Below are 26,681 nucleotides of genomic sequence, written 5' to 3'. Positions count from 1 at the left end.
ATAAAACCATGTCAGACGATCATTGCCCTAAAGAAGCCGACAAACAGCCGATCATCCTAGCGCGTCCCATGCCACACAGATTACGACGCCCGCTACGTGCAGAAGCGTTGACAGATGATCGCATCACGACGATCTACCAACCCCTGATAAACTGGCTAAGGTCTTTTATGCCTGCCGAAGCAAGACGCCTAGAGGACCTGCTCCACCGAATTGCCTTCAACCACGCACGCGAATCGTTAGTTCGGGAAGAAGAAGAATGCAAACTTGCCCAACAAAAGGAGCGTACCCTCGAATCGAACCAATGGATTGACAACGAGATTCAAGGCATTTTACAGCAGATTGCGGACTGCCGAAGCTGCATCAGTCAAGCGCATCAGGAGTACGAACAGCAGCTACAACCGCATGAGGATGCGCTGCTAGAGGCCCGGGAAGAGGAATGGCGCCTCGCAGCACAGTGCGGAATGATCGTTGTGTCCAATGAGGAAACGCCCACTCAAACGGAGAACGCACCTCCGGCAGCTCAACCTTCCCCTACCGAACCGGTGCCTGCCCTTAATGCATCTCCGCAGCAACCGGAACAGCGCTCAGAGTCTACCGCGCCGCCCCGCACCTCGATCTTCGCAACGGTTCGAGATGCGCTCGCAAACAAGATCGCGCATCGGCTTGAATCTTCCCCGACGCCCGAGCCAAAGCCTTGGCATTGGGAGCCGGACTACTCCGAATCGCTAGCGCTTGCGAGAAAGCGCGCCCCATCCGTAGAGGCCCTGGCTGCCCGTTACGGCATTTTGAGCCATTCTCCTACGATGGAACTGATGCAGGGAATGCGGTTGAAACCTGTGCCGGAGGATCGGAGGGGGCTGTTCGCTTGGGCACAACGTCTGTATGTGACTTGCGCCAACGCGGTTTTGTCTAGTTCGCATTGGCTTATGACGGCTGTAGCCACCGTCACCTGTGGAACTATTTTTGGGGCAAGCATCGGCATTCTCTTGGGCATTGTGCAGATGGATCAGTTCACCGTGGATCCGCAAGCACAGTTGCGCGCTCTTGGGCCTCTCGCCGTCATCGGCGTGGCCATGTTCTGGATTTTGGGGCGCACCGTGCACGGCATCGCCGCCCTACTGGCCGAAGAGCGCTATAACTCCTTCATTATTCGCCATCAGGGAAACCCTGAACGTGTGGGCAAATGGCTGAGGATAGCGGCGTTCCTCTCGCTCATCGTTTTGGGGTTCACGCTTATCTGTTTCATTGTATTGGAGGCTACCATCGAGCGCAACGGCATCGTGCGGTTCTTCCAAGACCGCAGTACAAACCAGCTTATACTTACCGGAAGCAAACTCGCCAGTGGGGGAATATCCAAACCGACGGCGTGGACGCTAGCGCTCGTTGCCAGCGTTCCTTTTCTCTTCTGGCACGCTTTAGAGGGCTGGGTTTATGGGCGTGGCCATTCTATCTACAAAGCCTTTGCCGACATGCGTGAAGTCCGGGTCTACGACATTGCAGATGAGATTCATCAGGAGCATACCCACATGGCCCGTGCCCAGGCGGCACAGCAGCAAACAGAAGTCTCCAACGATGAGAACATCCCGGCGTCAACGCCATCGCTCGATGACAGAGTAAACGAGGCCTCTGCACAACCGACGTATGGCACCGCTAACGGACTCTACGCGCCCATAGATTCCGCCGCGTCTCAAGAGGACGATAAGCAACCGACCTACGCCGTTGTCTATCAGAAAGCTCAAAATCAGTCGCAATCGGCAGAACTCGGCTCTGCCTCTTCACCGACAAACGTCGAAAACGCCTATTCTACGGATACGCCCGGCAGCGCGGAATCGGATAATGACACAACGGAACCACACCAAGACGAGGCCTTCCAGGAGAAGCTTGGCGAGTATGCAGCGGCCCTTCAAAGAAGTAAAACCCTCTACGAGCGGTTCCAACGCATCGAGGCGAGCCTACGTCAGCAGCGGGACGACACCATTCAAGGCTACCAGAGGCAGATCGAGCGCCTAGACAATCGGCTCCAACAGTTGTATAGCCAAATAAAGCAGCCTCCACAGAGCCTCCCGCCAGAAAGTCAAGACAGGATAGGCGTCGCCTATCTCGACTATAACGCGGCCATTCGCTGCTTTGACCGCCATTTCTATCGGCTGCTATGGCGCATTCGGGTGCGGCTTGCCGGTGGCTACATACGCTATCTCTTAAGCTTCCTATGGTGCATGCCTATTGCCCCGCCGGCGGACGACACGGCGCTAAACGCTCTCCCTGTAGAACCCGCAAAAGAGTTGCCTAAGGTGGAGGATCAGGCAACGTGATAGGGTTTTTTCGTGGTATATTATTCTGCGCCGAAGCTCGATTTGGAGAGAAGAATGCGTCGTTACCTAAACACCTTCAATATTGTTGGGGTCATCCTTGTGATACTAAGCCTTTTCGGTTTCGCAACTGGCGGCCGTGCTCTCACGGAGCCGGGCTCGAAAACCGAGGCTATTTCGTCTTTGGTCTATCTCGGCACCGGGGTGCTTATGCTCATTAACGGTTTCGTTTCTGTGAAAATGCACCCGGCCGATTCTTCGTTAGAAAGCACACAAAAGAGGTGAAAATGAAAACAGAGGCTTCGATTTCAGGAGGACAGGTAGAAGAGATGCCTAAGCCCGATGAACCTGTGCAAGAGGTACGCTGCTACAAAACAGGAAAGCCTTTACCCAAAGTTCCCCAGTGGTTGGCCACCGTCAAGGTGAAGTTCGTCAGCGACGAAGCTCGTCAAAAAGAGACGCTCGCGCCTAGCATATTGGATAGTCCAAACCCTCTGCTTTCTCGCCTGGCTATTGTGCAGGAGGATGACGACGTCGATCTCAGCGCCGCCGCTCCTTTGGTTGAGGACGTAGAGATAGATGACATCCCTGCAGAAGAGCTTGAAGCCGATGAGGAGATAGAGCCGGAAGGCGAGCTTGACGAAGAGCCAACCGCTTAACTTTTCTCCTCGGTGATTTGAAGGGGCAGCCGAAACGAAAAAGTGCTGCCCCTTCCATATTCACTCTGAACTCCCACCTGGCCGCCGTGGGCCTCGATAATGTGCTTCACGATGGAAAGACCTAAGCCGGTTCCGCCGGTGCGCCGTGAGCGCGCCTTATCGGCACGATAAAAACGTTCCCAAATGCGCGGTAGGTCTTGACTTAGAATGCCGATTCCGGTATCGCGCACCTCCACGGTGATCTCCGACTCCGTTTTTCGGGCACAAAGCTCCACCTGCCCTCCCTCTCGATTGTATTTAATGGCGTTGTCAATTAAGTTTACGAGCACCTGTTCCATCTGATCGCGATCGGCGGATATCGGCAAAGGCGCCTCTATGAAACACTGCAGGCTTACCCCATGTCGTTCGGCCTGTTTCTGAAAACGCTCCACCACGTCCCGAATCATCTCGGCGAGGTCAAAGGAGACGCGCAGCACCGGCTGCGATTCGGCACGCGAGAGCACAAGCAGATCGGAAAGAATGCGGGTAAGCCTTTCCACCTCTCCGAGAATGATCCCAATAAAGCGGTCGGCAACATCGGGGTCTTGCAGCGCTCCATCCCGCAGCGTTTCGGCGATAGCGCGAATGGAGGTGAGGGGTGTATGCAATTCGTGCGAGACATTGGCCACAAAGTCGCGCCGAACCGTTTCGAGGTGACGCAGGGTCGTTACATCCTGTAACAGGATCAGGAAGAACAGGGCCTTGGTTTCTCCGTCCGGTGCGGTATCGGTGCGAACGATAGGGATCACGCGAACCTTGAGAATACGGCCTGTGGCCTCTCGATATCGTATCTCTCCCTCTTGAGGCTCCAAACGGTTGCGGGCGAGTTGCAGCAGTTCAAGCATGTCGTAGGAGAGTGTGGCCTCTAGCAAGGTGCGCCCCACCAAACCGGCATCCGGCGCACCCAGCATCTTTCTAGCCGCCGTATTGTCCTGCCGAATGCGGCGCTTCTCATCTACCAAAAGCACCCCTATTTCCAGCTCTTGGAGGAGCGGCTCCAGCAAAAAGGCGTCCATGCTATTCGGAAAACTTATAGCCCACACCCCTTACCGTAATAAGGCGTCGTGGATTGGAGGGGTCTTCTTCTATTTTTTCCCGTAGCCAGCGGATGTGCACATCCACCGTGCGTTCATCCACAAAAGCCTCCGTTCCCCAAACGCGATCGAGAAGCGTTTGGCGCGTGAATACACGGCCGGGATGGGTAGCAAGAAAGCGCAGTAGGTCAAACTCTTTGGGGGCGAGGTTCAGCGGCCTCTCACCCAACCGCGCCTCATGTCGGCCAACATCAATAAAGAGATTGCCCACTTTAATCGTCTCGTCTTTGGTATGTGAGGGCGAGGTACGACGCAACACGCTTCGCACGCGCGCAATAAGCTCACGCATGTTAAACGGTTTGGTAACATAGTCATCCGCGCCGAGTTCAAGCCCTTTCACACGGTCGTGCTCGGCGGTGCGAGCCGTTAGCATGATGATGGGGATGTCGCCTTGGCGACGTAGAAGGCGACATACATCAAAACCGCTGATGGAGGGCAGCATAATATCGAGAATGACCAAAGAGGGGGGCGTGGTGCGAACGAGTTCGAGGCAGGTTTCGGCATCGGCAGCCGTCTGCACAAAAAACCCCTCTTTTTTGAGGTTATAGGCTATGGCTTCCGCAATCGGCTGTTCATCGTCCACCACAAGAATGCGAGCGGCTTCAGACATCTTTTCTTCTCCCCATTAGGTTCCACCAGAGCTTGTGTTTGAGGATAGGTTAGACGGTAGAGAACCGTTGACAAAGGACTGAAAATTCTGCAGCCGCGCCGTGAGGTCTTGCAGGGAGGCGGTATCTGGGTTCAGGCCCATCGCATCGTTGCGAAGCAGGCCGGCCTGTGCTATCGCCAAAGGGTCGCCTCCTTGCGGCGATGGAACCTGCACAAACACGGTGGCATAAGCATAGTAGGAGTTTGCAAACACGTAGCGCGCGGCACGATAGATATTGCGTATAACGGTGGCCTGGGCCGATGGGCTTGTATCGGCAGCATAGCCGGCCGGCGCCAACAGAAAGAGAGCGACTTCCCCTCTCCCCAAGTTGTTTTCGCCAGTAAGTTGAAAGCCGTTGGTAAGGCCGAGTTTGTCCGGCACGGCCGTGGACGTTTGTGGGGGGGAGGTTTGAGGCTCATCCGGCACACGCGCGAGTTGGGTAGGCTGTACCGGCAACGGGGTGGTTCCTTTTAGCGGTGCCGAGGGCAGATGAGGCTGTGGGGGCACAGCGGGGGTTGCAGTTGCTTGATCGTTTTTGGGTGCCGATATGCCGCTGCGATTTGCTGGAGGCACCTGAGGAACCGGGGCGCTTTGCATTGGGGAGGATGATGAAACGGGGACATAGGGGCTTGTGGTGTAGGTGGGTGGCAGCGACGCGACTCCACTGCCGAACCCGCCGCCGGTCTTCGGGGTTCCGTAAGAGGACGGCGGCGTAGGAAGAGAGGAGCGTGTCCGCATTGCGATGAGCATTAGGAGCACGCCGGCGAGAAACCCTAACGACACCAGCCAAAGCCCCAGCAGCCAGCGCTGCGGCGGCAACCCCATCAACGGCATGGTGCCGGCCTGCAACTCTGGGTCGGAGGGAATGGCGTTTGGAAGCGCCCGTTGGTGACGAAGTAACTCTTGTTCGGCGCGTTGGAGGCGCGCTTCATCTACAGCGCTGGGGCGAATCTCCACGGCCATACGATACCACCGTACCGCCTCTGCCCAGTTCTCCTGATCCCGATAGATATCGCCTAGCATAGAGTGAGCGGCCTGACAATCGGGTCGGCGACGAATGGCAGCGATGCAGCACTCCACCGCTTCGGCATACTGTTTGCGCAGACGATGAAGATTAGCCCTTACTAAAAGGGTGCGTATACCCGCCTCACCCGGAGGAATAGAGGGGTCCTCCACAATACTCGCCAAAGCCCCTCCCTTAGCGGTATTCGATGCCTCCTGTTTTGTCGGAATGTTTGGGTCACTCTCTAATGGGGTCTCGGTCTTTCTTTCATCCGGTATATCCATCCGTTCGCTCCTTCATGCACCCTGCAAACTCCCCACTATGTCGTATTTACCATACTTGGGCGACAACGAATGCCCGTGCTTCCAAACCCTCCGTCGCCGCGCTCTGTTCCATCCAATGCCGATGCTTCTTCCAAAACCACCTTGACTACAGGGGAGATCACCAACTGCGCAATACGCTCACCGCGCCGCACCGTGAAGGGCACATCACCCCAATTGATCAGCAACACTTTTAAGACGCCGCGAAAATCCGCATCTATCGTTCCCGGCGCATTTACCAACCCGATGCCGTAGTTCAGTGCCAAGCCGCTACGCGCGCGCACCTGCCCTTCAAACCCTGGGGGAATGGCTATTCGCAGCCCGGTGGAGATCAGCTTTCTTTCGCCTGGCCGGATGATGACCTCCTCATTTTCCGGAAGAGCCGCATACAGATCGAGGCCAACCGCACCGGCCGTGGCGTATTCAGGCAGGGGCAGCCCCTCTGCCTCTGGCTCACGTTGTACACGTACGATCACAGGCTGCACCGATTATTTCTCCTATATCCTCTACGCAGATTGAGCCATAGCGTGATCGCGACTAGCTGGCTTTGGCCACCTCACTCTGTTTGGGCTGCCGCAACGGAATGCGGAACCAGAATGTGCTTCCCTTACCAAGCTCGCTTTCAACCCACATATAGCCGCCATGACGGGCGATAAGATTCTTCACCAAGAACAGCCCGATGCCTGTGCCACCCACCGCCCGTGCCTTCTTGTTTTCAGAGCGGAAGAACTTCTCCCCGATTCGTTTGATCTCCTTTTCCGAAAGTCCAATACCTTGGTCTTTCACGCCGATCAGCACAGACCCTTGAGGAAACTCCTCACTTGGCGGCTCTTGTCGCGCAATAATGCGAACCTCTCCCCCCTCGGAATACTTGATGGCATTGGAGACGAAGTTTTGGAGAATGTTCTGAATTTTATCGGGGTCGGTTTCAACCTCGATGTGTTCCGGTTCAAAGTCAATAACGAGTGTATGCTTGTCTGTACGCCCTTTTTGTGTGTTGACGACAGCCTCTGCAGCCTTGCGAAGGTCGGTGATCTCCCAATTCATTTCGATGCCGGCAGCCCCCATCTTTTCAATGCGAGACACGTTGAGCAGATCGTTGATCATGCGGCTAAGCCTATCCACGTTCTCCTGAATGATCTGGTAGTACTCTCTCTGCTCCTCCTTGGTGAGCCACCCTTCTTCAAGGCCATCAATCAGCAGCTGGATGAAGCCTTTCATGGGCGTTAGAGGGGTGCGCAGTTCATGCGACACAATGGAGACAAATTCGGTTTTCATGCGCTCGATATTGCGGATGTCCGTGATGTCGTTAAAGATAAAGACGGTTCCGATCAGCTTATCGGCGCTCTCGCGCACCAAAGCGGCGTGCACCTGATAGATATACTGATCTTCATCTTCATCGGTGATGGTGATCTCGTTCTGCTGAGCACGCTCTTCCACGTTGGCCGAATCGGATTCTGGCAGCGGCGGATTAAGCAGTTCCATCATCTTACGCTGTATGATGGCGATGGCCTGCTCGTGTTGAATAACCTCTTGATAAGGCTTGCCGATGGGATCAAGATGGGAGGGAATATGGAAAATGGCGCGCGCCTGCGCGTTCATCTGAGCAATGCGGCCATCCGGGCCGATCAACAGGATGCCGGCAGAAAGGCTTTCAATGGTATGAGCAAGCTTCTGCTTCTCTTCCACCACCCGCATATAGCTTTGGATATTGGCGATAACGGCCGCCGTGTTACGCGCCAATCGTTCGAGAAGGCGCAGATCTTCCTCGTTAAAGCGCTCCTCGAATCGCTTGTTGAAACAGTGCAACACGCCCACGGTAACACGGTCTACGATCTGATTGTTCTCATCGCGCTTTTCAAGGATGAGAGGGACCGAGAGGGCGTTGCGAATGCCGTAGGTATGAAGCTGTTCGAGGCGTGCCCTCGGAGACGCCGATGCATCCTCCAGGAAGGCCGGCTTTCCTGTTTTATAAACTTCACCGGAGTAGCCCACATCGGGTGGCACTCGGAACCGCCTTACCTCTTCATCGCTCATACCCCAGGCGGGTTTGCAGGCCACAAGGTCGCCCGTCTCTTCATCTCGCACCATAATCACGCACTTTTCGGCCTGCACGATCATGGCCGTGCGCTGCACCACCCGCCGCAGGGTGGCCTCATACTCGGTGATAACCACCGGAGTTTCGGCGATCTCGGTGGGTGCAGGAGCTGCCCCTTTGGCTTGCTCTAGCTCTGTTCTACGTTGACGCTCCGCTGCAAGCTGTTCTCGCGCCTCTGCAAGCTCTTTACGGAGCTGCTCAACCTCTGCACGGAGGTTAACGATCTCCTCGTTTTCATTACACATGGGATGGCTGCTCATCGTCCTATGCTGTCTTCTTTGGATATGTTTCGATTTCGCATAGGGCTATATAAGCCCGATAGGCGATTTTGCGAAAGTAGTTAAAGCGATAGATAGAGTATACCCTTCAAAAGCGCACTTACGGAAAGCTTCCCTTAAAAATGCCTGCCGAAGTTTGCACTTCGGCAGGCATAAAACCTAGCGCACCTAAAACTGCAGATTTAAGGGACGTTCACGCGGAAAGTTCCGCCGAAGGTGCCTCCCTTATAACTGCCTCTAACGTAGAGCAGCGTTCCCCCTGTAGGCACCGTAGAAGGAAACTGAAGAGTTAAGGAGCTGCTACTGCCGACAGAGAGGGTGCCCACATTATAGGGCACGTCGGAAGCACCTACCCCGTGTAGGGTAGCCGAATTTACAGACACGCTGTTTGCATCGGCCCCGCCGTTATCGCCTATCTGCAGGTTGACATGCACGCCGCTATTGTCGCGCGCGATAGAGGTAACCTTTATGGTTAGGGACACCTGGCCTATTAAGAAAATAAGCGGTTTGGTGGTGACCTGCAGCACCGGATCGTAGACCTGTACCTGAGCGCTTCCTGAAGTCGCTAGAGCGGATGCCGGCACCGTGGCCTGCAGATGGTTGGCATCTATCCACTGTGTAGAGAGGGGCTGCCCGTTCCAGAGCACTTTGGCTCTATTAACAAAGCCGGAGCCAACCACGGTGAGGCTGAGGGCGGAGCTGCCTCCCGCCGCACTATAGTTTGGAGAGAGCGAGTTCACCGCAGGGCCGATTCGTATCACAGCCCCACCTCCTAACAGCCCCCCTTCACCCACCACCCCGTAGATGTCGCCGTCTGCAAGTTGAATAAGTTGCGTAGCTGCAACAGCCAGTCCATCCGCGCTGGTGCCGTCTGGATTCAGGGCAGAGAAGTAGTGGAGGACTTGGTAGTTATTTCCGGAGGTATCAATCTGAAAGAGACTCGCCGTAGTTTGGCTCGTTGGCTGGAATAGATTGGAATCCGGTAGAATGCTTATCCCGTAAATCATCCCGTTTTTGGCCAGCAGTGGCGTGGAATCTTGGAGGAGCACACCAACTGGTGTAGAGAAATTGTAAAGCACACTGAAATTACCGGAATTATCAATCTTATAGAGCACCCCAGAACTCCCCGATCCGCCATTGCGGGTGAACCCGTAAAGATTGCCTGCTGCATCTTGGGTTAGTCCCCCATAGCATAAAGCCCCATCCGCATTGGCAGAGTAGAGAATACCGACCGAGCCGAAGGCATGTAACACGGTATAGTCGGCAGGGTTTGTTGGGTTGAGACGGTATACAGTGCCGGTATCGTTGGTTCCACCGTAAAGGGTCGTCCCATAGAGGTCTCCATTTTGGCCTAAAAGAACCCCGGCGTAAGGGGTTTTCCCATCGCCGCTGCTGCCGAAGTTGTGCAGCACCATATAGTTGGTACCGTCGGGCTGAACGGCGAACACAACGCCTCCTCCGTTTGTGCCGCCACCGGAACAGGTGCCATAGAGGACACCCATGGCGCTTTGTACCAGCTTTACATAAACGGGGTAGGCGCCATCACTGTAGTTAAAACTGTGAACCAGCGAGAATCCAGAAGATGGGCTCCAGCGATAGATGGCTCCGAAACCATTTTGTCCTCCAATTTCCGTGACACCGTAAAAAGCCCCATCTAGTCCCTGGATGGGTGGTGCAAGCGGGTTCCATCCATCTTTGGGGTTTGTGCTAGAAAAATGGTGCAGCACCTGAAACTGTGAACCATCGGTGGCCACACGATAGAGCACGCCGGAAAAGTAGTTGTCGGAAAACGAGGTGCCCGACGAGGTATCGGCACCGGCGACTGTTGTGCCGTAGAGGAGACCATCGCTTCCCTGCGTTACACCGCTGTAGGGCAAAGCACCATCGGATGGAATAGTGAAGCTATGTAGAGTCATAGCGCTTCCCGAAGTGCTTATCTGAAAAATCTCGCCTTCATTTTCACTGCCTCCATGAGTGGTGGTTCCATAGAGAAGGTTATTGCTGCCGAGAGCGAGCACACACTCCGGATTGGCTCCGTAATACCCACCCGAAAAATCATAGATTATCTGGTAGGCACTTCCGTCGGTGGACAGGCTAAATAGGATGCCGGTATTGTTGATGCCCCCTTGAAAGGTAACGCCGTAAAGGGTTCTGTTGTTAAGCACCAACGCCGCATAGGGCAACATGCCATCATTCGCTACGCTTCCGAAACTATGAAGAATGGAGAACGTAGCCGAATTGGTATCGTAGGCGAAGACGGTACCGTTGTTCGACCCCTGCCCGTTTATCGCTCCACCGATAACCGTTGTTCCGTAGAGCACTCCGTTGGCATCTAAAACCATCGGTGCCGTAGGTTGCGCTCCGCCATCAGGATAGTTGAAGTCGTGGACATCCATGTAGTCGAAGCCGGTTGGCGCATTGGAATCGGGGGTTAGCTTGAAAATAACCCCATCGTTGTTGGCGCCCCCTGCCACAGCGGTGCCCCACAGATTGCCGTTGCTATCCTGAATCAGAGCCGCACGCGGCCCGGAACCATCAGAACCGCTGAAATCGTGAATATCTTTATAGACCGAGCCGTCGGTTGAGAGCTGAAAAATAACGCCTTGCCCGTAGGCCCCTCCAGATGACGCGGTACCATAAAGATTCCCGTCGCTGCCTACAATGAGCGCTGCCCATGGATTAGCCCCATCGGAACCGACAAAGGTATGGATGATCTGATATCCACTGCCGTCGGGGTTGAGTTTAAAGATCGAGCCTTCATTGAAAACGCCTAGCCCAATTGCCGTTCCGTACAGCGTGCCGTCGGGGCCTTGCACCAAGGCGGCCTGCGGATCAGCGCCATCGTAATTGAAGCTGTTCAGGCCGTCTAAGTTCAAAAACCTGCTCTCAAAAACATGCAGTACCTGGAAGTTAGACCCATCGAGGCTCATCCGGTAGACAACACCATACCCGTAGCCACCCAATTCCGTAACTCCATACAGCATGCCATCCTGCCCAATAATAGGGCTGCCGTTATACGGTTGAAAGCCTTGGGCGAACGAGAAATTGTGCAGAAGCACCGGTGGCTCCTCTGGTGGAATCCCGAAGGCACTGGGTTGGCCTGCCCGGTTCCCTATCAGCCCCAACACTACCATAAGGGCATAAAACCACTTAGGGGATGCGAGCCAGGTTTGAAACCGCCGCATTAGGTTGTGGAGCGTCATTGTTGATTCTCCTTTGTGAAAAAGTTTTTATTAGCCTTTGCCGGCTTAGATGGATATAAACCTTCCCCTCGCAGCCACAACGACCAACAGCTCCATTCTACAAAGCTATCGTAAAATTATCGTGAAATTTTTTGTCTAAAAGCCGTTCAAACGGCTTTTTATCAGAGGGCTACTCGCTTTCATACAAAGGGAAGCAGGAAAAAACGGCCTGGTGCAGAACTGAAGTGTATCCTCAACCTATTTGCGGCGCTTTGTGAAAACAAGCGTCCTCACAAGGAGCAACAACGCAATCTATGAAAATCACGGCCATTGAAACCCATGTCTGCAATGCACGAATGCGCAACTGGATTTTCGTAAAGGTGCTTACCGACGAGCCAGGCCTCTGGGGCTGGGGTGAAGCGACTTTGGAATGGCATACGCGCTCGGTCGTGGGCGCTATCGAAGACCTCTCTTCCCTGCTTATCGGTGAAGACCCTACACGCATCGAGCACCTTTGGCAGATGATGTATCGCCAGCATTTCTGGCACGGCAATGGAATCGTGCGGGCCACAGCCATCGCCGGCATAGATATCGCCTTATGGGACATCCTCGGAAAATCGCTGGGCGTTCCCTGCCACAAACTATGGGGCGGCCCTGTACGCAACTACATTCGCCTCTACTGTCACCTTGGTGGCGGCAAAATGGAGGACTTCTACGAAACCCATCCGGCCGATGCCAAACGCTTCGCCGACTTGGCCCAACAGGCGGTAGAGGAGGGGTTTACGGCTTTTAAAGCGATGGCCGTGCCTGAAACCATGCCTTTAGAAGGCTTGCGTCCTCTGCATTACGCGGAGGCGTGTGTTCGCGCCATGCGTGAGGCCGTAGGGCCAGATATTGACATCATGGTAGATTGCCATGCCCGTCCCTCCCCACGTATGGGGCTTCTGTTCGCCAAAGCCCTCGAACCTTATGGGCTTTATTGGTTCGAGGAGCCATGCTGGCCCGAAGTGGTGGATGATATTGCCCTTATTCAACGTGCCGTGAAAACCCCTATTGCAACCGGGGAACGCCTAACCTCTCAACATGTTGTGCGGGAATATCTGGAAAAGCGTGCATGTAGCGTGCTTCAGTGCGATATTACCCACTGTGGGGGCTTTTCGGAGATGCGGCGTATTGCCGGCATGGCAGAGGCCTATCGGGTAGCGCTTGCCCCCCATAACCCCCAGGGGCCGGTGAGCACCGCAGCCTCGCTAGAGTTCGGCTTTGCAACCCCTTCCTACATCATCTGCGAGTCGGTGCACAAGGATGTGCCATGGCGCCAAGATGTGGTAAGCGAAGGCTTTACGGTAGACCCAAAAGGGCAGGTCGTCCGTGCCTCAAACCGCCCTGGGCTAGGCATCGAGATCAACGAGAAGGAGGTACAAAAGCACCCCTTCCAACCAGAGGTGTTACAGCGCACCTTTTACCCCGATGGCAGCGTGGGCGATTGGTAGATGGGCCTTTCTCCTTTCCCCTATGCCCTCTAGAAGAAAGCGTCCTTGTTCACAAAGGTTTGGTGCACGCCATGTGTTCCTACCCAAAAGGCTGCCGAAGCCCCACGTAAATAGAGCCGTTACATCCGCACAAAGTGTTCTCCGTATATGGTGTGCACTGTCTCCACATTCTGCTCGAAACGCTCAGATCACCTATCTAGCTCTAGAAAATTTGCCCCGAAATTCCGATAGCATTAACAGGGCTTATTCCAAATAGAGAGACCATTTACCATGTCGTCCAACCGATTCGTCACGGCTACTCGTGCCGTTACCTATCCCCTTTTATCCGAGGGTGCTGTGGCCTTCAACGGCTCTACCATCAGCGTAGACCACAGCTCTTATATGGCGCAGCATGACCTCGTGTATCATATGGTGCCAACGCTAAGCGCTTTGGCGATGCCGCTTGGGGATGGCGATCTCGGCGCCATGGTATGGTGCCCGGAAAAACTTACCGCTCAACTTCAAAAAGCCGACCTTTGGGACGATCCGTTGCCCTCTTGGGAGCCTTCCACTACCCTTGAACAGAGTGGGCCTATTGTAAAAACCGCCGAGCAGTGGAGATTGCTTTCTGCGGGCCGGCTAGCCATAGATTGCGTCCCTTCACTTTTCGCAGAGCCGGTTCGCTATGAACAACGCCTGTCTCCCTACTCGGCTACTCTCCATATCATGGCCGACTCGCCGGCCGGCTCCTGCCAAGTCACCGCATTTGTAGCAGCAAACACCGGTGTGCTTGTATTGCGGTATCAAGACCAAAGCCTACGCACCGTGCAGCGACGTATAGAGGTTTCCCTGTGGCGTCAGGCCCACCTGTTCGCCCTTGGAGAGACGATAGGCATTCTTCAGGCGCTGGCAGATAGGCGCTATGCTCTTATGGTGCGTGTACAAGGGCGCGAGGTGAAAGCCGGGATGCGCAACTCGCATCAAGTCTATCTAGAGATAGCGCCAAGCCGTTCCTGTGATTTCACCCTTTACGCGGCGGTGGCAACCGTTCCTCGCAACGGGGACCCGGTGAGTGCTGCGCGAGCCCAACTGCAGTCGGCGATGGCTAAAGGCTACGACACGCTGCTGCGAGAGCATCGTCAACACTGGGCAGCCTTTTGGCAAAAATCTTTTCTGCGCCTCGATGGGGGCGAGTACGACCCTTTCGCCACCTATTTGGAGAATCTGTGGTACTTGAACCTCTACTACCTCGCAGCCTGTGCGCGAAGCGCCGATGCTCCCCTGCCCAACGGCGCCCTGTGGCTTAGCCAACAGGATAGGCGCCCAACCCCCGCTCTCTATAACGGCACGGCCCTGCGCACCCTATTGGCGCCGCTGCCCGTGGCCAATCATCCCGAAATCGGCGTACCTATTGTGGAGACCTATCATCGTCTCTTGCCGACCATGGCGGCCAAAACGAGCCGCGATATGGGGTTGGGCGGAGCCTATTTTCCAGAGCGATTCAATCGGTTTGGGCAAAGCTTCGATGTCTCTTCCGATGCGCACAACAATGGCCTCTACACGGCCCTGCTGCTTTGGCAACTATGGCGTCACGCGCCCGATCCATTTTTGCTGAAGGAGCGCGTCTACCCCCTGTTGCGCGCCTGTGTGCAGTTCACCCTAGAGCGGCGTGAAACGGTAGTGGAGGGTGGCCCTTTAAGCGATGCTCAGGAGGACTTTCGAGAGCGTGCGGCGCTTTCGCGAGCCTTGCGCGCCCTGTTATGGATGAGCACAACGCTCGATGTAGATGAAGAGGAAACGCGCGCCCAATGGCGTCAGGCCTTGCAGGAACTAGGTGGGGATATGCCTTTCGACCCCATTTACGAACTTCTGCCCTTTTCATGTCAAAATGCAGAGGAGTTCTCGATGCAGCTACGCGAGTGGCTACAAGAGATGCACCAAACGCCACAGGGCTGGCTTGCCCCAGAGATGCATGTGCCTCGGTTGGATTACAGCGCTCAACTGCTTTTGCTCATTCAGTCGCTCCTGCTACGAGAGGAGTCACTTCCAAGCCTCGCCCTCACGCGCTCCAACATCAACCCAATCGCTTGGGAGGAGGGTTTTGGAGGGGAAATTCCTACGGCCATCCACCTGTTTCCATCGCTGCCCTCTCACTGGAGTGCGGCTTTTACCTTAGCGGCGCCGGGAGGTTTTCGCGTGAGCGCCGAGGTGTTGGAGGGAAAAGTGCGCTATATTGCCGTTCGCAGCCTTGTAGGGGGTCTGTGTCGGCTGGTAAACCCATGGGGAGAGGGCGCTACGGTTCGCATTCTTGATGGCCGCCAAACGCTCGCCGAGGTCTCCGGGCCTATTCTCGCGTTTGAAACCGTGGCCGGAGGCACTTACCTTATAGAGCGTAGCGACTTTCCTCTTTCTCGTGCGGTGCGCATTCGCTTTCACGGCAGACGCAACGAAGCTTGTAAGACTGCCGGGCGCCTTTTGCTTGGACTGCCGGCGCTTCCGACCTCGTAAAGATGCCGGAATGTTGTTTGGGATTGTAGAATCGCACAAAAACGCTTGCCGAAATCTTTGAAAGCGTGTATAATAATACCTGTAGGAAATCCCTCTCTTGATGAATCTGCGCTCGTTCCCCCCTTTGCGAGTGTAGGTTTTGTTTTGCCAGCTCTTTCCGGCCGGCAAAACGAAAACAAACAACATACCAAAAGGCAGGACTTCGTATGTTCAGAAGCGTTGCAAACTATTCACGATGGCTTATGCTTACCTCGGTGCTCGCGCTGCTCGTTCTTGCATGGGCGCTTAGCGGCTGCGGAGGCGGGGGTGGTGGTGTTGCTTCAGGCACCGGCAGTGGCGGCGGCTCCTCATCCGGCTCTTCCGGCAGCCCACCGCCTGTAGGGAATCCTAACCTGGCCACCATCACCGGCCAAGTCACCGATATCGCCGGTAATCCGGTTGCCGGAGCGGCCATCAGCATCATCGGAACCAACCTCACGGGTAGCAGTGCCTCCGACGGTTCTTTCACCATCTATAACGTTCCGCTTACGGCCACACAGTTCACCGTAACGCCGCCTAGCGGCTACTACAGCTTCGACGTGCGCTATTTGGGAAACGACTATAACCTCCAAAAACCGTGCCCCCTCCCCCTGCCAAATCCGCTGCAGAAGGGTGCCGACCCACTGCCCGGCCCTGTTCAGCTCTATCCCACGAGCGGGCCACCGCCAGCGCCTACCTACGGCTGTCCGTAAATTTCTGCTTACCTCGTCACACACGGTGCGCATCCTACGCACCGTGTTTTTGGTTTAGAACCTTTTGCAGAAGACCTACACAGTGCACACGTTTGCAACGTTCCGGCAGGGTCTATCTCCACCATCCTGTGCGTTCAGCTTTGGCGTTCAGGACACCCTAGGTAAAACCGTTGTTCAAACCATGCCCCCATCGGTAAGCCATCGCGCCCTCCCTTCTTCTGGAAAGCCGGATAAGCCACCTGCCTTACGGAAGAAACATGTGAAAGCAGCGTGCCGTAGGAAGTCCCAAGCCCTCTGTAAAAATAGGCGAAACCTTACCCCCTCCTTTTGTATTCTATATATAGAGGCTGTGCGACGCAATACCCTACGAATTTGCGGTGAAAGGATAGCAGAATGATTTTTCAGACGGTTAGCCGATGGTTTGTTGCCCTGCTCGCTTTGGGTCTGCTCGCTTGGAGCAGAGGAACTGCTGCACTCGCAGCTCAAAACATCGTTCCTTCTGCCGATCAACAGACATTGCATATCCAAGCACAAAGTGACTTCTACCAGATCGCCTGGAACGGCACGAGCGGCACCCTTACCCAGATAGAGCCTTCGAGTGGACAGCGCATCGTATATCCCCTCACCCTCTTGCGCGTAGATAGCGGCCCTGTGGGCTATGCGCACTATCTCGTTTGGTTTCTAGCGCGTAGTCAGCAGAGCTTCGCCATTCTTTGGTGCTATCTTAACGATACGGGCAATGACTTCTACTGCTGGCTCTACCGCTATCCTGGCACCCAGCTCAACGGAGTCCATTTTCGAGGGGACTACTCTGTACCGCCCCAAGTTCCTCTACCCCCTCCTACACCACTGCCTACGCTGCAGCTTCCCGCTCCACCCATCTATACCGGCCCTAGCTTCACCTACAGGAATTGGACTACGCAAGGAGGAACCATCCCACGACTACCCCTTTGGACTGCCGACCATGCGAGCTTTGCACAGCCTGCGGCTCAGACCGATCAAAAACCGGAGCGCGTCCTTACCGATCTGCAAGTAACCCCACTTCATCAGGTGAATGTAACTCCCAATAATGGCTGGAAATCGGATGGATGGAGTGAACTACATGCGCTTGCTTACGATTCTGCCAAGAACCCCTACTACCTCATTCTCTACTCCAACACCGCGCACGGCTACGTAATTGACCTTAAAGAGGGGCGCATCTATGTGGCCGATTTTGGGACTCCGGTGGTCTTTGCTCCCGGCACCACCCTCTTTGGTGTCGCACAAAACGATTTTTCGCCTCCGCCGGCTCCGCGCGTTCCGGCCTACAGCCTACAGGAGATCACTCTGTATGCTTCCGGGCACTATACCAACCCCTATACTCAGGTACAGTTCGAGGTGCAGTTTAGCCGCCCGGATGGACAGGTCGTTACGGTTCCCGGATTTTGGGACGGTGGGCAAACCTGGCGCGTGCGCATTGCCCCCACACTCATAGGCGATTGGCAGTGGAAGACGCTCTCTAACGACCCTGGGCTTAACGGTCAGGTAGGGCGCTTTACCTGCATTACGGAGGCCAGAGAGATTGACGGTTTTCTGATTGTAGACCCAGAAAACCCGCGCGAGTTCCGTTATGCCGGAGGTGGGCACTTTCTGCCTGTGCCCGTTTGGTTTTCCCTCACGTCCGGTACCTCTACAAAGCCTATACCTAACACTGCGCCGAAAACAGCGGCAACGACCTCTCTCACATCAAGTTCGACGGACGATCCACCACAAACGGGGACGGATGTGCTTACCACCCTGCAAAAACTGCACGACCTTAGTGTGAACCGCCTTATGGGCACTTGGGTGCTGGATACCGGCTCGCAGGCACTGATTAACGACAACCCGGACGCCATCAATCCCACCTTTTTTCAAATGCTCGATGCAAAGGTACGCGCCTGCAATCTTCTGGGTATAGTGCCCGATATTGGCTTGGGCCGGGCCGATTCGCCCCTGCTTAAAACCATGAGTGCCGAACAGTTGCAGCGCTTCTGGAGCTATGTGGTGGCGCGCTATTCTGCCTACAACATTTGCTGGAATCTGCTCGATGCTTCCTCCGGCTTCTCCAGCGATGTGCAAGACCTACTCCAAAACCTTATTGAGCTTACCCATAAGTACGACATCGAGCAGCACCCGATCACAGCTATTTTGCCCGGCATCAACTCCTTGCCATCGGCTCCCCAATTTCCGGCCATGCCATCCGAAGAGAACACCTCCGACGGCGCCATTTTTATCAGTTCGCCGGCGGGAATGCCCCTTTGGCCCAACAACACCAACGCGGATGAGCAAGAGCTTGCTATGGAGCGGTTTGTGGCGGCGCAAACGCCGAGCGCCCAGGTGCATGATCTCGACATCATTACCATCAGCGGGGGGAACCTGCTCTCGGTAGCCGCCGATCAGACCTACCGAAAGCCCATCGTCATCTGCGATGTTGCCTCCTCCCCGGATGAGACGCGAAGGCGACTATGGGAAACACGGCTTTCCGGTGGGTACTGGGTTGCAGAATCGGCTCCGCTTTATGAAGGTAACGCAATCTCGCCTATCATCACCCAGAGCCTCGCCTGCGCCCATCTCTTCAAGATGGTCTCCTACTGGCTGCTACGCCCTCACGATGACCTGCTTTCTGCACCCAATGGCGGCCAACTTCCTCCGGATATCCACGTGTTGGCCAACCCAGGCTGGTTCTACGTGGTCTATTTTCCTACCGGTGGTGCGGTGCAACTCGATCTGCTGGAAGCAACTGGCCAACTCGAAGCGGCTTGGTTTAACCCGAGAACCGATTCCATTGTCAACACATTTCGCTTCAGTGGAGGGCAAAAACGCGTTTTTCGTACCCCCGATTCACAGGACTGGGTGCTGCTGATACGCTATCCCAACTAAATTCCGTATTTTAGCAGGAAGTAGCACCCTCAACGGTGAAAAGAGGAGGTAATGGTTCTTCGGAGTTATATATCGTATGTCGGGTGAACAGGTCGCTTGGGAGCGGTTGAAAACAGGCGATATTCTTAACGAGCGCTACCGCATCCTACGCATATTGGGCAAAGGGGGCATGGGCACCGTTTATATGGCGGAGCACCTTCACCTCAATACGCTTGTGGCGATTAAAGAGGTGCGCCTGCCTAAGGCCAGCAGTTCGGAGCAAGAGCCTAAGGAGCAGGAGACCGTGCTGCATGAGGCACAAGTTCTCGTGCAGCTCCATCATCCGAACCTGCCCAAAGTAACCGATGCCTTCATCGAAAACGATAAGTTCTACCTCGTTATGGAGTACATCGAAGGCGTTACCTTGGAGGCGTTTCTGCGCAATCAAGAACGCACCCACCTCGATGTGGCCAAGGTAGTGGCTTGGGGAATCCAGATAGCCGATGTGCTTGACTACTTACACCGTCAAGACCCTCCTATCATCTTTCGCGACCTCAAACCTTCCAACGTCATGCTGCGGGCCGACGGTAGCATCTGCCTCATTGACTTCGGCATTGCTCGCCGTTTTCAGCCGGGCGCCTCTCGCGATACCGCCTTGCTGGGGAGTGTGGGCTACTCGCCACCTGAACAGTTCGGTAAGCGCCAAACCGACATGCGCTCCGATATCTATGCGCTTGGGGCAACCCTTCATCACCTTTTAACAGGCCACGATCCGGCTTCCCAACCCTTCAAATTTCCCTCTGTGCGTAGCCTCAATCCCAGTGTGCCGGAAAGCCTTGATAGGCTCATCACCGCTTGCCTTGCCCTAGAACCGGAATCACGGCCGCAAACCGCGCGCGAAGTGAAAGAGGCTCTGGAGAATATTCAAAAAGAGATCGCGCTCTCCGGCTCTTTATCGGGTTCCTACCCTCCAAGCAGCGGCATTGGGGGACATTTGGCTTCTGCTCCTCTTGCATCAAGTGGTCTTGAATCCACTACCAAGAAATGGGCACTGTTGGGTATCGTCGTGGGTGTGATCATCGTCGTCGGGTTAGTCGGTGTAGTTATCGCCGTAACGCACCAGCCCCATAAAGAGGCGAAACCTGCCGTCGTCGTCACCACTCAGGTGCCCTCTACCCCTGCCCCACCTATAACGGATACGTCCCCGCCGAGTAACTCCACCATGAATCCCCTCACAACCGTCCCCGTTGAACCAACGACCCCACCACCGCAACCGTTGATAGATACCTCTACGGTAACCCTAGCGCCCCAACAGGCTCTTCAGAAACCGAATAACGCGGTGTTGCCGCTTACCGTTAGCGGAAGCATCGTAGGACATTTCGGCGCGATCGCTACTATAGCCGTCTATTTTTATCGTGACGACAAAGCGCTTGTGCCTCTCCTCGCCGCCGACCCCAGCAACTACACCTACGTTACGTCGAATGGGCAGCTTGGCATAGCGGCCCAGTTAACGGTCAACTCCGATCCACAGCCCTTTACCTGGAATACCGCCGTGCCCCTTAAAGAGATTCCAATAGATGCCGTCTCTGCCGGGCAGGTTTATGCGCGCGCAGAAGTGCTGGTTGACGGACAACGTATCTGCATCTCGTCAATAGTTGACCTTATGCCCTACTTGCCCCTGCCCACTCCGGCCAACGGCAGCAACACATCGAATACCGCTTCGGGAGGTATGTCTACCGCCAATCCTCTTTATGGCACGGCGGGGCAGCCTTAACTTGCCGGCCTCCCAATATCTATCGAGCAGGAATTCTCACAAAATCAGCCCAAAAACTTGACAAAGGAACCGTATGAAGCATACAATAGTTTTGCGGCGCAGCCTATGTGCTGCAATCGGTTGGTTTCATTTGCGAAGGCATACCTAACGCACGAATGTCACTTTCGCAGTCCCTCCCCGTCCACGAGGAAAAGTAAGAATGGAGTCTTTCGCAGAGATGGCGACGGGGCAAAATCAAGACAGACAGTATATTAACGCTAAATTAGGGGTGGTGACTCTTTGAAAACACGACTGGATCACGCGGAAACCGAATCTGTAGAGGCGATTGTCCCTTCTGCTGTACACACACACTCCGTTCTTAATGGCCATCTTACCTCCACTATCTCCTTAGAAGCGATCCGTCAGGCTCTTCGCGGCGCCATTCACTACCTGCGTGATCGCCAACAGCCCGATGGCCACTGGGTGGCAGAACTAGAAGGCGACACGATTTTGGAAAGCGAGTACATTCTCCTGCTACAGTTCCTGGGCAAGAACGACCCGGAGAAGTTTCGTAAACTCGCCAACTACATTCGCAGCAAGCAACATCCAGAAGGTTATTGGGCTATCTATCCGGGGGGGCCACCCGAGGTCAGCGCATCGGTAAAGGCCTACTTCGCCTGTAAATTGGCCGGTTTCAGCGAAAGCGAGCCGTTCATGATTCGCGCCCGCCGTGCCATTTTGTCGCTGGGTGGAGTGACCCACTGCAACACCTTCACCAAGCTCTATCTCTCCATTTTCGGGCAGTACGACTGGTACGGTGTTCCTGTCATCCCTCCAGAACTCATTCTCATGCCGAAATGGTTCTACTTCAACATCTATGAGATGTCTTCGTGGTCGCGTGCCATTCTTGTACCGCTCTCTGTTATCAACGCACTGCGGCCCTATCGCCCCATACCTGCCCACGCCACCATTGATGAGCTTTTTGTGGGTGGGAAAAACCGCAAACGGATGCAACTGCCGTGGGATAGCCGCCCCATTACCTGGCGTAACGTCTTTTTGGTTGTGGATAAAATCTTGAAGCTCTACCATGCTAGCCCCATCAAACCGTTTCGCAAGCTAGCGCTGCAACGCTGCTTACAGTGGCTTTTGGAGCGGGAGGAGAATAGCGGGGGGCTAGGGGCCATCTTTCCGGCGATGACCCACGCCATTATGGCCTACAAATGCATGGGGTTACCGGACGACCACCCGGCTATCCAAAAAGAGCTAAAGGAGCTTGCGGCTTTCGAGATCGAAGAGGGCGACACCATTCGCCTTCAACCCTGTGTCTCACCTGTTTGGGATACGGCCATCTCCCTTAACGCGCTGCTCGATAGCGGCTACTCTCCTGAAAGCGAGGAGATTCGCAAAGCAGCCGAATGGTTGCTCAGTAAACAGACCCGCAAAAAGGGCGACTGGGCTGTCAAAGTGCGCAATGTAGAGCCGGGTGGATGGTATTTCGAAAAGGAAAACGAGTTCTACCCTGATGTAGACGATACCATCATGGTGCTGATGGCCCTCTATAAAACCTATTGCCATGATGGGCGCCCGTGGACAGAAGCGCCCCCTCCGGTACGTGAGGCGATGCGCAAAGGCCTTAATTGGGTGTTCGCTATGCAGAATCGAGATGGCGGATGGGCTAGCTTTGACAAAGACAACAATCGTGTGCTTTTCCAATACGTGCCCTATGCCGATCATAATGCGATGCTCGACCCCTCTTCGGCGGACATCACGGCCCGCGTTCTGGAGATGTGCTCCTACTACGGCATCGGCAAAACCGACCCACGCGTGAAACGCGCCATCGCCTATCTCTATCGAGAACAAGAAGAGGATGGCTCGTGGTTTGGCCGCTGGGGCGTGAACTACCTCTACGGTACATGGCAGGTGCTACGTGGACTGGCCCGCATCGGAGAGGATATGCGCTCGGAGCGCATTCAACGTGCCGTTCGCTGGCTGCACTCCGTGCAGAACGAAGACGGCGGTTGGGGAGAGAGCTGCCAAAGCTACGAACCCGGTCACCCCAAAGCCACCGGCCCCTCTACGCCCTCCCAAACCGCTTGGGCACTTATGGGGCTTTTTAACGCCGGCGACCTTTCAAGTTGTGCCGTCCAACGCGGCATCGAGTATCTCTTGAAAAACCAAACCGACGATGGCACCTGGCAAGAAGAGTGGTTCACCGGAACCGGTTTTCCGCGTGTCTTCTACCTGCGCTATCACTTCTATCGGCATTACTTCCCGCTGTGGGCACTCGCCCAGTATCATCGCTTTGTGGCCGGCGAGCCGGGCTATACCCAAGAAGAGACTCCAACCTCAGCCGACCGCTTCGCAAACTTAGAAGTGTGAGCGTTCAGGGGGCTGTGCACCACTTCCTGCCCCCCAATCATACCCCTTTCAACAAAACGGACGAAGAGCTGCATCTCAATAACACTTGCCGCCGAGCGACCGGCTGCCTTAGCGGAAACTTCTGCCCTCTCTTAGGCGTAACTCTCTTGCCTTCTATTTTGCGGCACACATGCTAATGTGCCGACCACATTTTCATTGCTACCAGGGGGATTCTACGGTATGGCTTCAGAAACAAAACGAGAGATGCACTATCGCCGTCTCGGCAACAGCGGGCTAATGGTCTCTGAAATCTGCTTGGGCAGCTGGCTTACCTACGGCAACGCCGTAGAGGATGAACGCGCGGAGCAGTGCATAGATAGAGCCTACGAGCTAGGCATCAACTTTTTCGACACGGCCAACGTCTACGCACGCGGTCGAAGCGAGGAGGTTGTTGGGCGGGCGCTGCGCAAATATCCACGAGATACCTATGTCATCGCCACCAAGGTGTTCTTCCCTATGAGCGATGGCCCCATGCCTAACAACAGCGGTCTCTCCCGCAAGCATATTATGGAACAGTGTCATGCTAGCCTCAAACGGCTTGGCGTGGACTATATTGACCTCTACCAGTGCCATCGCTACGACCCCAACACACCCCTCGAAGAGACGTTGCGCGCCCTCGATGACCTTATTACCCAAGGGAAAGTGCTCTACATCGGCTTTAGCCAGTGGAGTGCCTACCAAATAGCGGATGCCGTGAAGTTCCAGGAAGCTCACAATATGGATCGGTTTATCTCTAGCCAACCCTACTACAACATGTTGGGAAGGGGCATTGAAAAAGACGTTATCCCTGTGTGCGAGCGAGAAGGCATCGGTCAGATCGTTTTCTCACCGCTGGCGCAGGGCATATTAACTGGCAAATACAAGCCCGGGCAGCCTCCTCCGGAAGGAAGCCGCGCTGCCGACCCGCGCCAAAACATGTTCCTGAACCAGGGTCGGCTTGACGACAACGTGTTAGAAAAGGTACAGCGACTAGAACCCATCGCAAAGCAGGCGGGGCTTACGATGGCGCAACTGGCTTTAGCATGGTGTCTGCGGCTTTCAAACGTTGCCAGCGTCATAATCGGTGCCTCCCGTCCAGAGCAGGTGGAAGAGAACGCCGGTGCCGCCGGGGTTAAGCTTAGCCCCGACATCCTCAAAGCCATAGACGAGGCGCTGGCCTAATCTGGGTCGCCCTCTTAGTGGCTCTTTTTCTCTAAAAATCGCGGGGGCGCACGGTCGTGCGCCCCTTGTAAAAACAACGCGCTACTCTCGTGAGATGCGCTGTCGTTTACGAGGGAGGAAGGCTCGTTGCCCACGTTCGATTCAGCTCTGACACCATCTGCAGCATAAAAGCGCGATCGTTATCGAAGGTCACATTCCAATCGGCGTCCTGAGCCGCAAAATCAAAAACCCAAAATGCCGCTAAGGGGACGTTATAACGCGAAAAGGCGTCGAGAAACACTTGAAATTGGGCACGCTGTTGAGCCAATGTTCCCTCCTGGCGACTCACTCCAAACTCCTCAATAACCAGGGGCTTGCCCGTCTTTTTGGCGACCTCTTTGAGTAGGCCGACAACTTCTTGCAGGCTTTTTGCGCCACCTGGATAGATGTTTTTTGGATCAGGATAGAGATGAACGCAAAGGGTATCTATGGGGCTGGGGTTATCGCGCTGAAGGATGGTCTCAAACTGACTCACCGTATCGAGCTGCCAAGTATGATCGTGTAGATTGTGATAGGCGGACGGGCGTGGAATGGCGTTGCCGGTAAGGAGAATACGCAGAGGATCGTACCGGCGCACCGTTGTAGCGAAGGTGTGTAAGGCTACCTGAATATCGTTCCAGTGCAGTTCATCGCGTGCGGAGCGGCTTGTGGGTGTGCCCAAATTGGGCGCGACGGGCGGACGGTACTCCGAGGCGTTTGGAAGGTCGGCAACCAGATTATATTCGTTGCCGAACTCCCAGCCCCAAATGGCCTCCGAGCTGCGGTATCGTGTTACGACCTGTTGGGTGAATCGGCGGATATAGGCGTTCGTTCGGCTTTTAGGGTCGCCATAGGCCTGCATCGGCTCACCCATAAGGTCGGGCACCGTAGAAACGTTCCAAAAGAGTGATGGGATAAGCCCCATCCCGCAACGTTCGGCTGCATCTACCACCCAATCGAGCCTTGCGAAGAATTCAGCCGGCTTCTTAAGATAGAGGCTCTGCTCAGACGGCCAATACCCGCCACACATAAAGCGTACAAAAGGAATGCCGTGTTGAGCCAAACGACGCAGATTTGTGAGAGAAGAGCTATCGTTTGGGTTCCTCAACAGCCGATAGAACAGGTCGAAATAGTTGGCGCCAATGCCGCGATAGGGGTGTCGTGCCCGCATAAGCGTTCCGTGCTCGACGTACAGTCCCTTTGGCATTGCAGCAAGGGCTTGGGATGGAGGCACCTGCAAACCGGTTAGAAGCCCTCCTGCAACGGTTTGTACAAATCTGCGGCGGCTCAGTTCATTACAGCTCATAGGGCTACCGTCTGTCCCCCATCTACCAAGATAGTCTGTCCGGTCACATAAGCTGCCGACTCGGAGGCGAGGAAGACCACCATGTTGGCCAGCTCTTCCGGTCGCCCAAGTCGCCCTATCGGAATGGCAGCTTCCATCTGTCTACGCGCCTCTTCCACCGAGATGCCACGCTCTTGAGCGCGCCATTCCAACAGGAGTTTTATCCGATCGGTGTCGAAACTGCCCGGCCCTACGTTGTTTACGGTAATGCCGTAAGGGGCTAGCTCCTGAGCAAGCGTTTTACACAGCCCCACCACCCCGGTGCGCAAGGTGTTAGAGAGCAAAAGCCCAGGAATGGGCTGGCGTACCGAGGTGGAAGTAATAACCACGATGCGCCCCCAGCCCGCCTGTTGCATATGCGGAAGGGCTTCTCGAATGAGACGTACCGTAGAAAGCAGCGTGCTCTCGATGGCCGCACGCCACTCGGCTTCTCCCAAAGAGGCGAACGTTCCCGGCGGTGGCCCACCGCTGTTGGGCACCAAAATATGAAGTGCACCAAAACGGGCTACCGTTTGGGACACCGCGGAGGCGATATCCTCTGGCTTCGTTACATCGGCCACAAGCGGCAACACCTCGGCGCCGGTCTCCTCATGGATGCGATGGGCAGCCTCTTGAATCGCCTTCTCCGTTCGCGCAAAGAGAGCGACTTTGGCTCCCTCACGCGCCAATCCCAAAGCACATGCAAACCCCAACCCCTTACTGGCAGCAGCCACAAGGGATACCCTATCTTTAAGTCCAAACTCCACTCGCGTTACTCCGTTCACTGT

Annotated in this window: 18 protein-coding genes; 10 read left to right on the top strand and 8 right to left on the bottom strand. The window is 55.2% G+C overall.

Features of this window, described 5'->3' with window-relative positions; all coding sequences use genetic code 11:
* The first annotated feature begins 8 nt into the window (after positions 1–8).
* The 3 genes from VKV29_RS03875 to VKV29_RS03865 are packed head-to-tail and all read left to right on the top strand — an operon-like array spanning position 9 to position 2,968.
* A complete protein-coding gene (locus tag VKV29_RS03875; protein WP_324199987.1) occupies positions 9–2,312 on the top strand; it encodes a hypothetical protein in 2,304 nt (767 codons plus the stop codon).
* Positions 2,313–2,366: 54 nt separating this feature from the next.
* Positions 2,367–2,594, top strand: coding sequence for a hypothetical protein (locus VKV29_RS03870; protein ID WP_324199986.1), 228 nt, complete (start codon positions 2,367–2,369; stop codon positions 2,592–2,594).
* 2 nt (positions 2,595–2,596) lie between these two features.
* Positions 2,597–2,968: a hypothetical protein gene (locus VKV29_RS03865; RefSeq protein ID WP_324199985.1), complete on the top strand. Its 372-nt coding sequence runs from the start codon at positions 2,597–2,599 to the stop codon at positions 2,966–2,968.
* On the opposite strand, the gene VKV29_RS03860 is transcribed toward VKV29_RS03865, so the two are convergent.
* The 6 genes from VKV29_RS03860 to VKV29_RS03835 all read right to left on the bottom strand — a co-directional run bounded on the left by VKV29_RS03860 (position 2,965) and on the right by VKV29_RS03835 (position 11,652).
* On the bottom strand, positions 2,965–4,023 hold the full coding sequence (locus tag VKV29_RS03860) for a sensor histidine kinase (RefSeq protein WP_324199984.1): 1,059 nt from the start codon (positions 4,021–4,023) through the stop codon (positions 2,965–2,967). The two genes, VKV29_RS03865 and VKV29_RS03860, sit on opposite strands and share 4 nt — an antisense overlap.
* Position 4,024: 1 nt before the next feature.
* A complete protein-coding gene (locus tag VKV29_RS03855) occupies positions 4,025–4,711 on the bottom strand; it encodes a response regulator transcription factor (protein ID WP_324199983.1) in 687 nt (228 codons plus the stop codon).
* Positions 4,712–4,726: 15 nt separating this feature from the next.
* Complete coding sequence (locus VKV29_RS03850) at positions 4,727–6,037, bottom strand: tetratricopeptide repeat protein (protein ID WP_324199982.1); 1,311 nt, start codon at positions 6,035–6,037, stop codon at positions 4,727–4,729.
* 35 nt (positions 6,038–6,072) lie between these two features.
* Positions 6,073–6,558, bottom strand: a complete 486-nt coding sequence (dut, locus tag VKV29_RS03845; RefSeq protein ID WP_324199981.1) for a dUTP diphosphatase — start codon at positions 6,556–6,558, stop codon at positions 6,073–6,075.
* 52 nt (positions 6,559–6,610) lie between these two features.
* Entirely contained in the window at positions 6,611–8,431 is a 1,821-nt protein-coding gene (locus VKV29_RS03840; protein WP_324199980.1) for an ATP-binding protein, read from the bottom strand.
* Between the two features lie 200 nt (positions 8,432–8,631).
* Entirely contained in the window at positions 8,632–11,652 is a 3,021-nt protein-coding gene (locus VKV29_RS03835; protein WP_324199979.1) for a choice-of-anchor tandem repeat GloVer-containing protein, read from the bottom strand.
* A 293-nt stretch (positions 11,653–11,945) separates the two neighbouring features.
* Between VKV29_RS03835 and dgoD the strand changes: the two genes are divergently transcribed.
* The 7 genes from dgoD (at position 11,946) to VKV29_RS03800 (ending at position 24,551) form a co-directional block, all read left to right on the top strand.
* On the top strand, positions 11,946–13,124 hold the full coding sequence (gene dgoD, locus VKV29_RS03830) for a galactonate dehydratase (protein WP_324199978.1): 1,179 nt from the start codon (positions 11,946–11,948) through the stop codon (positions 13,122–13,124).
* 270 nt (positions 13,125–13,394) lie between these two features.
* Positions 13,395–15,611: a glycoside hydrolase family 95-like protein gene (locus VKV29_RS03825; protein ID WP_324199977.1), complete on the top strand. Its 2,217-nt coding sequence runs from the start codon at positions 13,395–13,397 to the stop codon at positions 15,609–15,611.
* Positions 15,612–15,817: 206 nt separating this feature from the next.
* A complete protein-coding gene (locus VKV29_RS03820) occupies positions 15,818–16,342 on the top strand; it encodes a carboxypeptidase-like regulatory domain-containing protein (RefSeq protein ID WP_324199976.1) in 525 nt (174 codons plus the stop codon).
* 393 nt (positions 16,343–16,735) lie between these two features.
* A complete protein-coding gene (locus VKV29_RS03815) occupies positions 16,736–19,240 on the top strand; it encodes a DUF5060 domain-containing protein (protein WP_324199975.1) in 2,505 nt (834 codons plus the stop codon).
* A 76-nt stretch (positions 19,241–19,316) separates the two neighbouring features.
* Positions 19,317–20,993 (top strand): serine/threonine-protein kinase, encoded by a 1,677-nt coding sequence (locus VKV29_RS03810; protein WP_324199974.1) that lies wholly within the window; start codon positions 19,317–19,319, stop codon positions 20,991–20,993.
* Positions 20,994–21,272: 279 nt separating this feature from the next.
* Entirely contained in the window at positions 21,273–23,351 is a 2,079-nt protein-coding gene (gene shc / locus VKV29_RS03805) for a squalene--hopene cyclase (RefSeq protein WP_324199973.1), read from the top strand.
* Positions 23,352–23,594: 243 nt separating this feature from the next.
* Positions 23,595–24,551, top strand: coding sequence for an aldo/keto reductase family protein (locus VKV29_RS03800; RefSeq protein ID WP_343217335.1), 957 nt, complete (start codon positions 23,595–23,597; stop codon positions 24,549–24,551).
* A gap of 106 nt (positions 24,552–24,657) precedes the next feature.
* Here VKV29_RS03800 and VKV29_RS03795 read toward each other — a convergent pair whose 3' ends face one another.
* Both VKV29_RS03795 and VKV29_RS03790 read right to left on the bottom strand, forming a co-directional pair.
* Positions 24,658–25,875: a cellulase family glycosylhydrolase gene (locus VKV29_RS03795; protein WP_324199971.1), complete on the bottom strand. Its 1,218-nt coding sequence runs from the start codon at positions 25,873–25,875 to the stop codon at positions 24,658–24,660.
* Positions 25,872–26,660, bottom strand: a complete 789-nt coding sequence (locus tag VKV29_RS03790) for an SDR family oxidoreductase (protein ID WP_324199970.1) — start codon at positions 26,658–26,660, stop codon at positions 25,872–25,874. Before VKV29_RS03790 ends, VKV29_RS03795 begins: the two co-directional genes overlap by 4 nt.
* Positions 26,661–26,681 lie beyond the last annotated feature (21 nt).

It is taken from the genome of Chthonomonas sp. (assembly GCF_035294165.1).
Classification (GTDB): domain Bacteria; phylum Armatimonadota; class Chthonomonadetes; order Chthonomonadales; family Chthonomonadaceae; genus Chthonomonas.
This window is presented reverse-complemented; position numbering and strand designations above follow the sequence as displayed.

What these genes read in the sequence shown, in the direction of transcription:
- VKV29_RS03825 (WP_324199977.1), top strand. Translation starts at nt 13,395, where the DNA reads ATGTCGTCCAACCGATTCGTCACGGCTACTCGTGCCGTTACCTATCCC.
- VKV29_RS03835 (WP_324199979.1), bottom strand. Translation starts at nt 11,652, where the DNA reads ATGACGCTCCACAACCTAATGCGGCGGTTTCAAACCTGGCTCGCATCC.
- VKV29_RS03815 (WP_324199975.1), top strand. Translation starts at nt 16,736, where the DNA reads ATGATTTTTCAGACGGTTAGCCGATGGTTTGTTGCCCTGCTCGCTTTG.
- VKV29_RS03840 (WP_324199980.1), bottom strand. Translation starts at nt 8,431, where the DNA reads ATGAGCAGCCATCCCATGTGTAATGAAAACGAGGAGATCGTTAACCTC.
- VKV29_RS03800 (WP_343217335.1), top strand. Translation starts at nt 23,595, where the DNA reads ATGCACTATCGCCGTCTCGGCAACAGCGGGCTAATGGTCTCTGAAATC.
- VKV29_RS03870 (WP_324199986.1), top strand. Translation starts at nt 2,367, where the DNA reads ATGCGTCGTTACCTAAACACCTTCAATATTGTTGGGGTCATCCTTGTG.
- VKV29_RS03795 (WP_324199971.1), bottom strand. Translation starts at nt 25,875, where the DNA reads ATGAGCTGTAATGAACTGAGCCGCCGCAGATTTGTACAAACCGTTGCA.
- VKV29_RS03850 (WP_324199982.1), bottom strand. Translation starts at nt 6,037, where the DNA reads ATGGATATACCGGATGAAAGAAAGACCGAGACCCCATTAGAGAGTGAC.
- VKV29_RS03875 (WP_324199987.1), top strand. Translation starts at nt 9, where the DNA reads ATGTCAGACGATCATTGCCCTAAAGAAGCCGACAAACAGCCGATCATC.
- VKV29_RS03855 (WP_324199983.1), bottom strand. Translation starts at nt 4,711, where the DNA reads ATGTCTGAAGCCGCTCGCATTCTTGTGGTGGACGATGAACAGCCGATT.
- VKV29_RS03865 (WP_324199985.1), top strand. Translation starts at nt 2,597, where the DNA reads ATGAAAACAGAGGCTTCGATTTCAGGAGGACAGGTAGAAGAGATGCCT.
- VKV29_RS03860 (WP_324199984.1), bottom strand. Translation starts at nt 4,023, where the DNA reads ATGGACGCCTTTTTGCTGGAGCCGCTCCTCCAAGAGCTGGAAATAGGG.
- VKV29_RS03820 (WP_324199976.1), top strand. Translation starts at nt 15,818, where the DNA reads ATGTTCAGAAGCGTTGCAAACTATTCACGATGGCTTATGCTTACCTCG.
- VKV29_RS03810 (WP_324199974.1), top strand. Translation starts at nt 19,317, where the DNA reads ATGTCGGGTGAACAGGTCGCTTGGGAGCGGTTGAAAACAGGCGATATT.
- dgoD (WP_324199978.1), top strand. Translation starts at nt 11,946, where the DNA reads ATGAAAATCACGGCCATTGAAACCCATGTCTGCAATGCACGAATGCGC.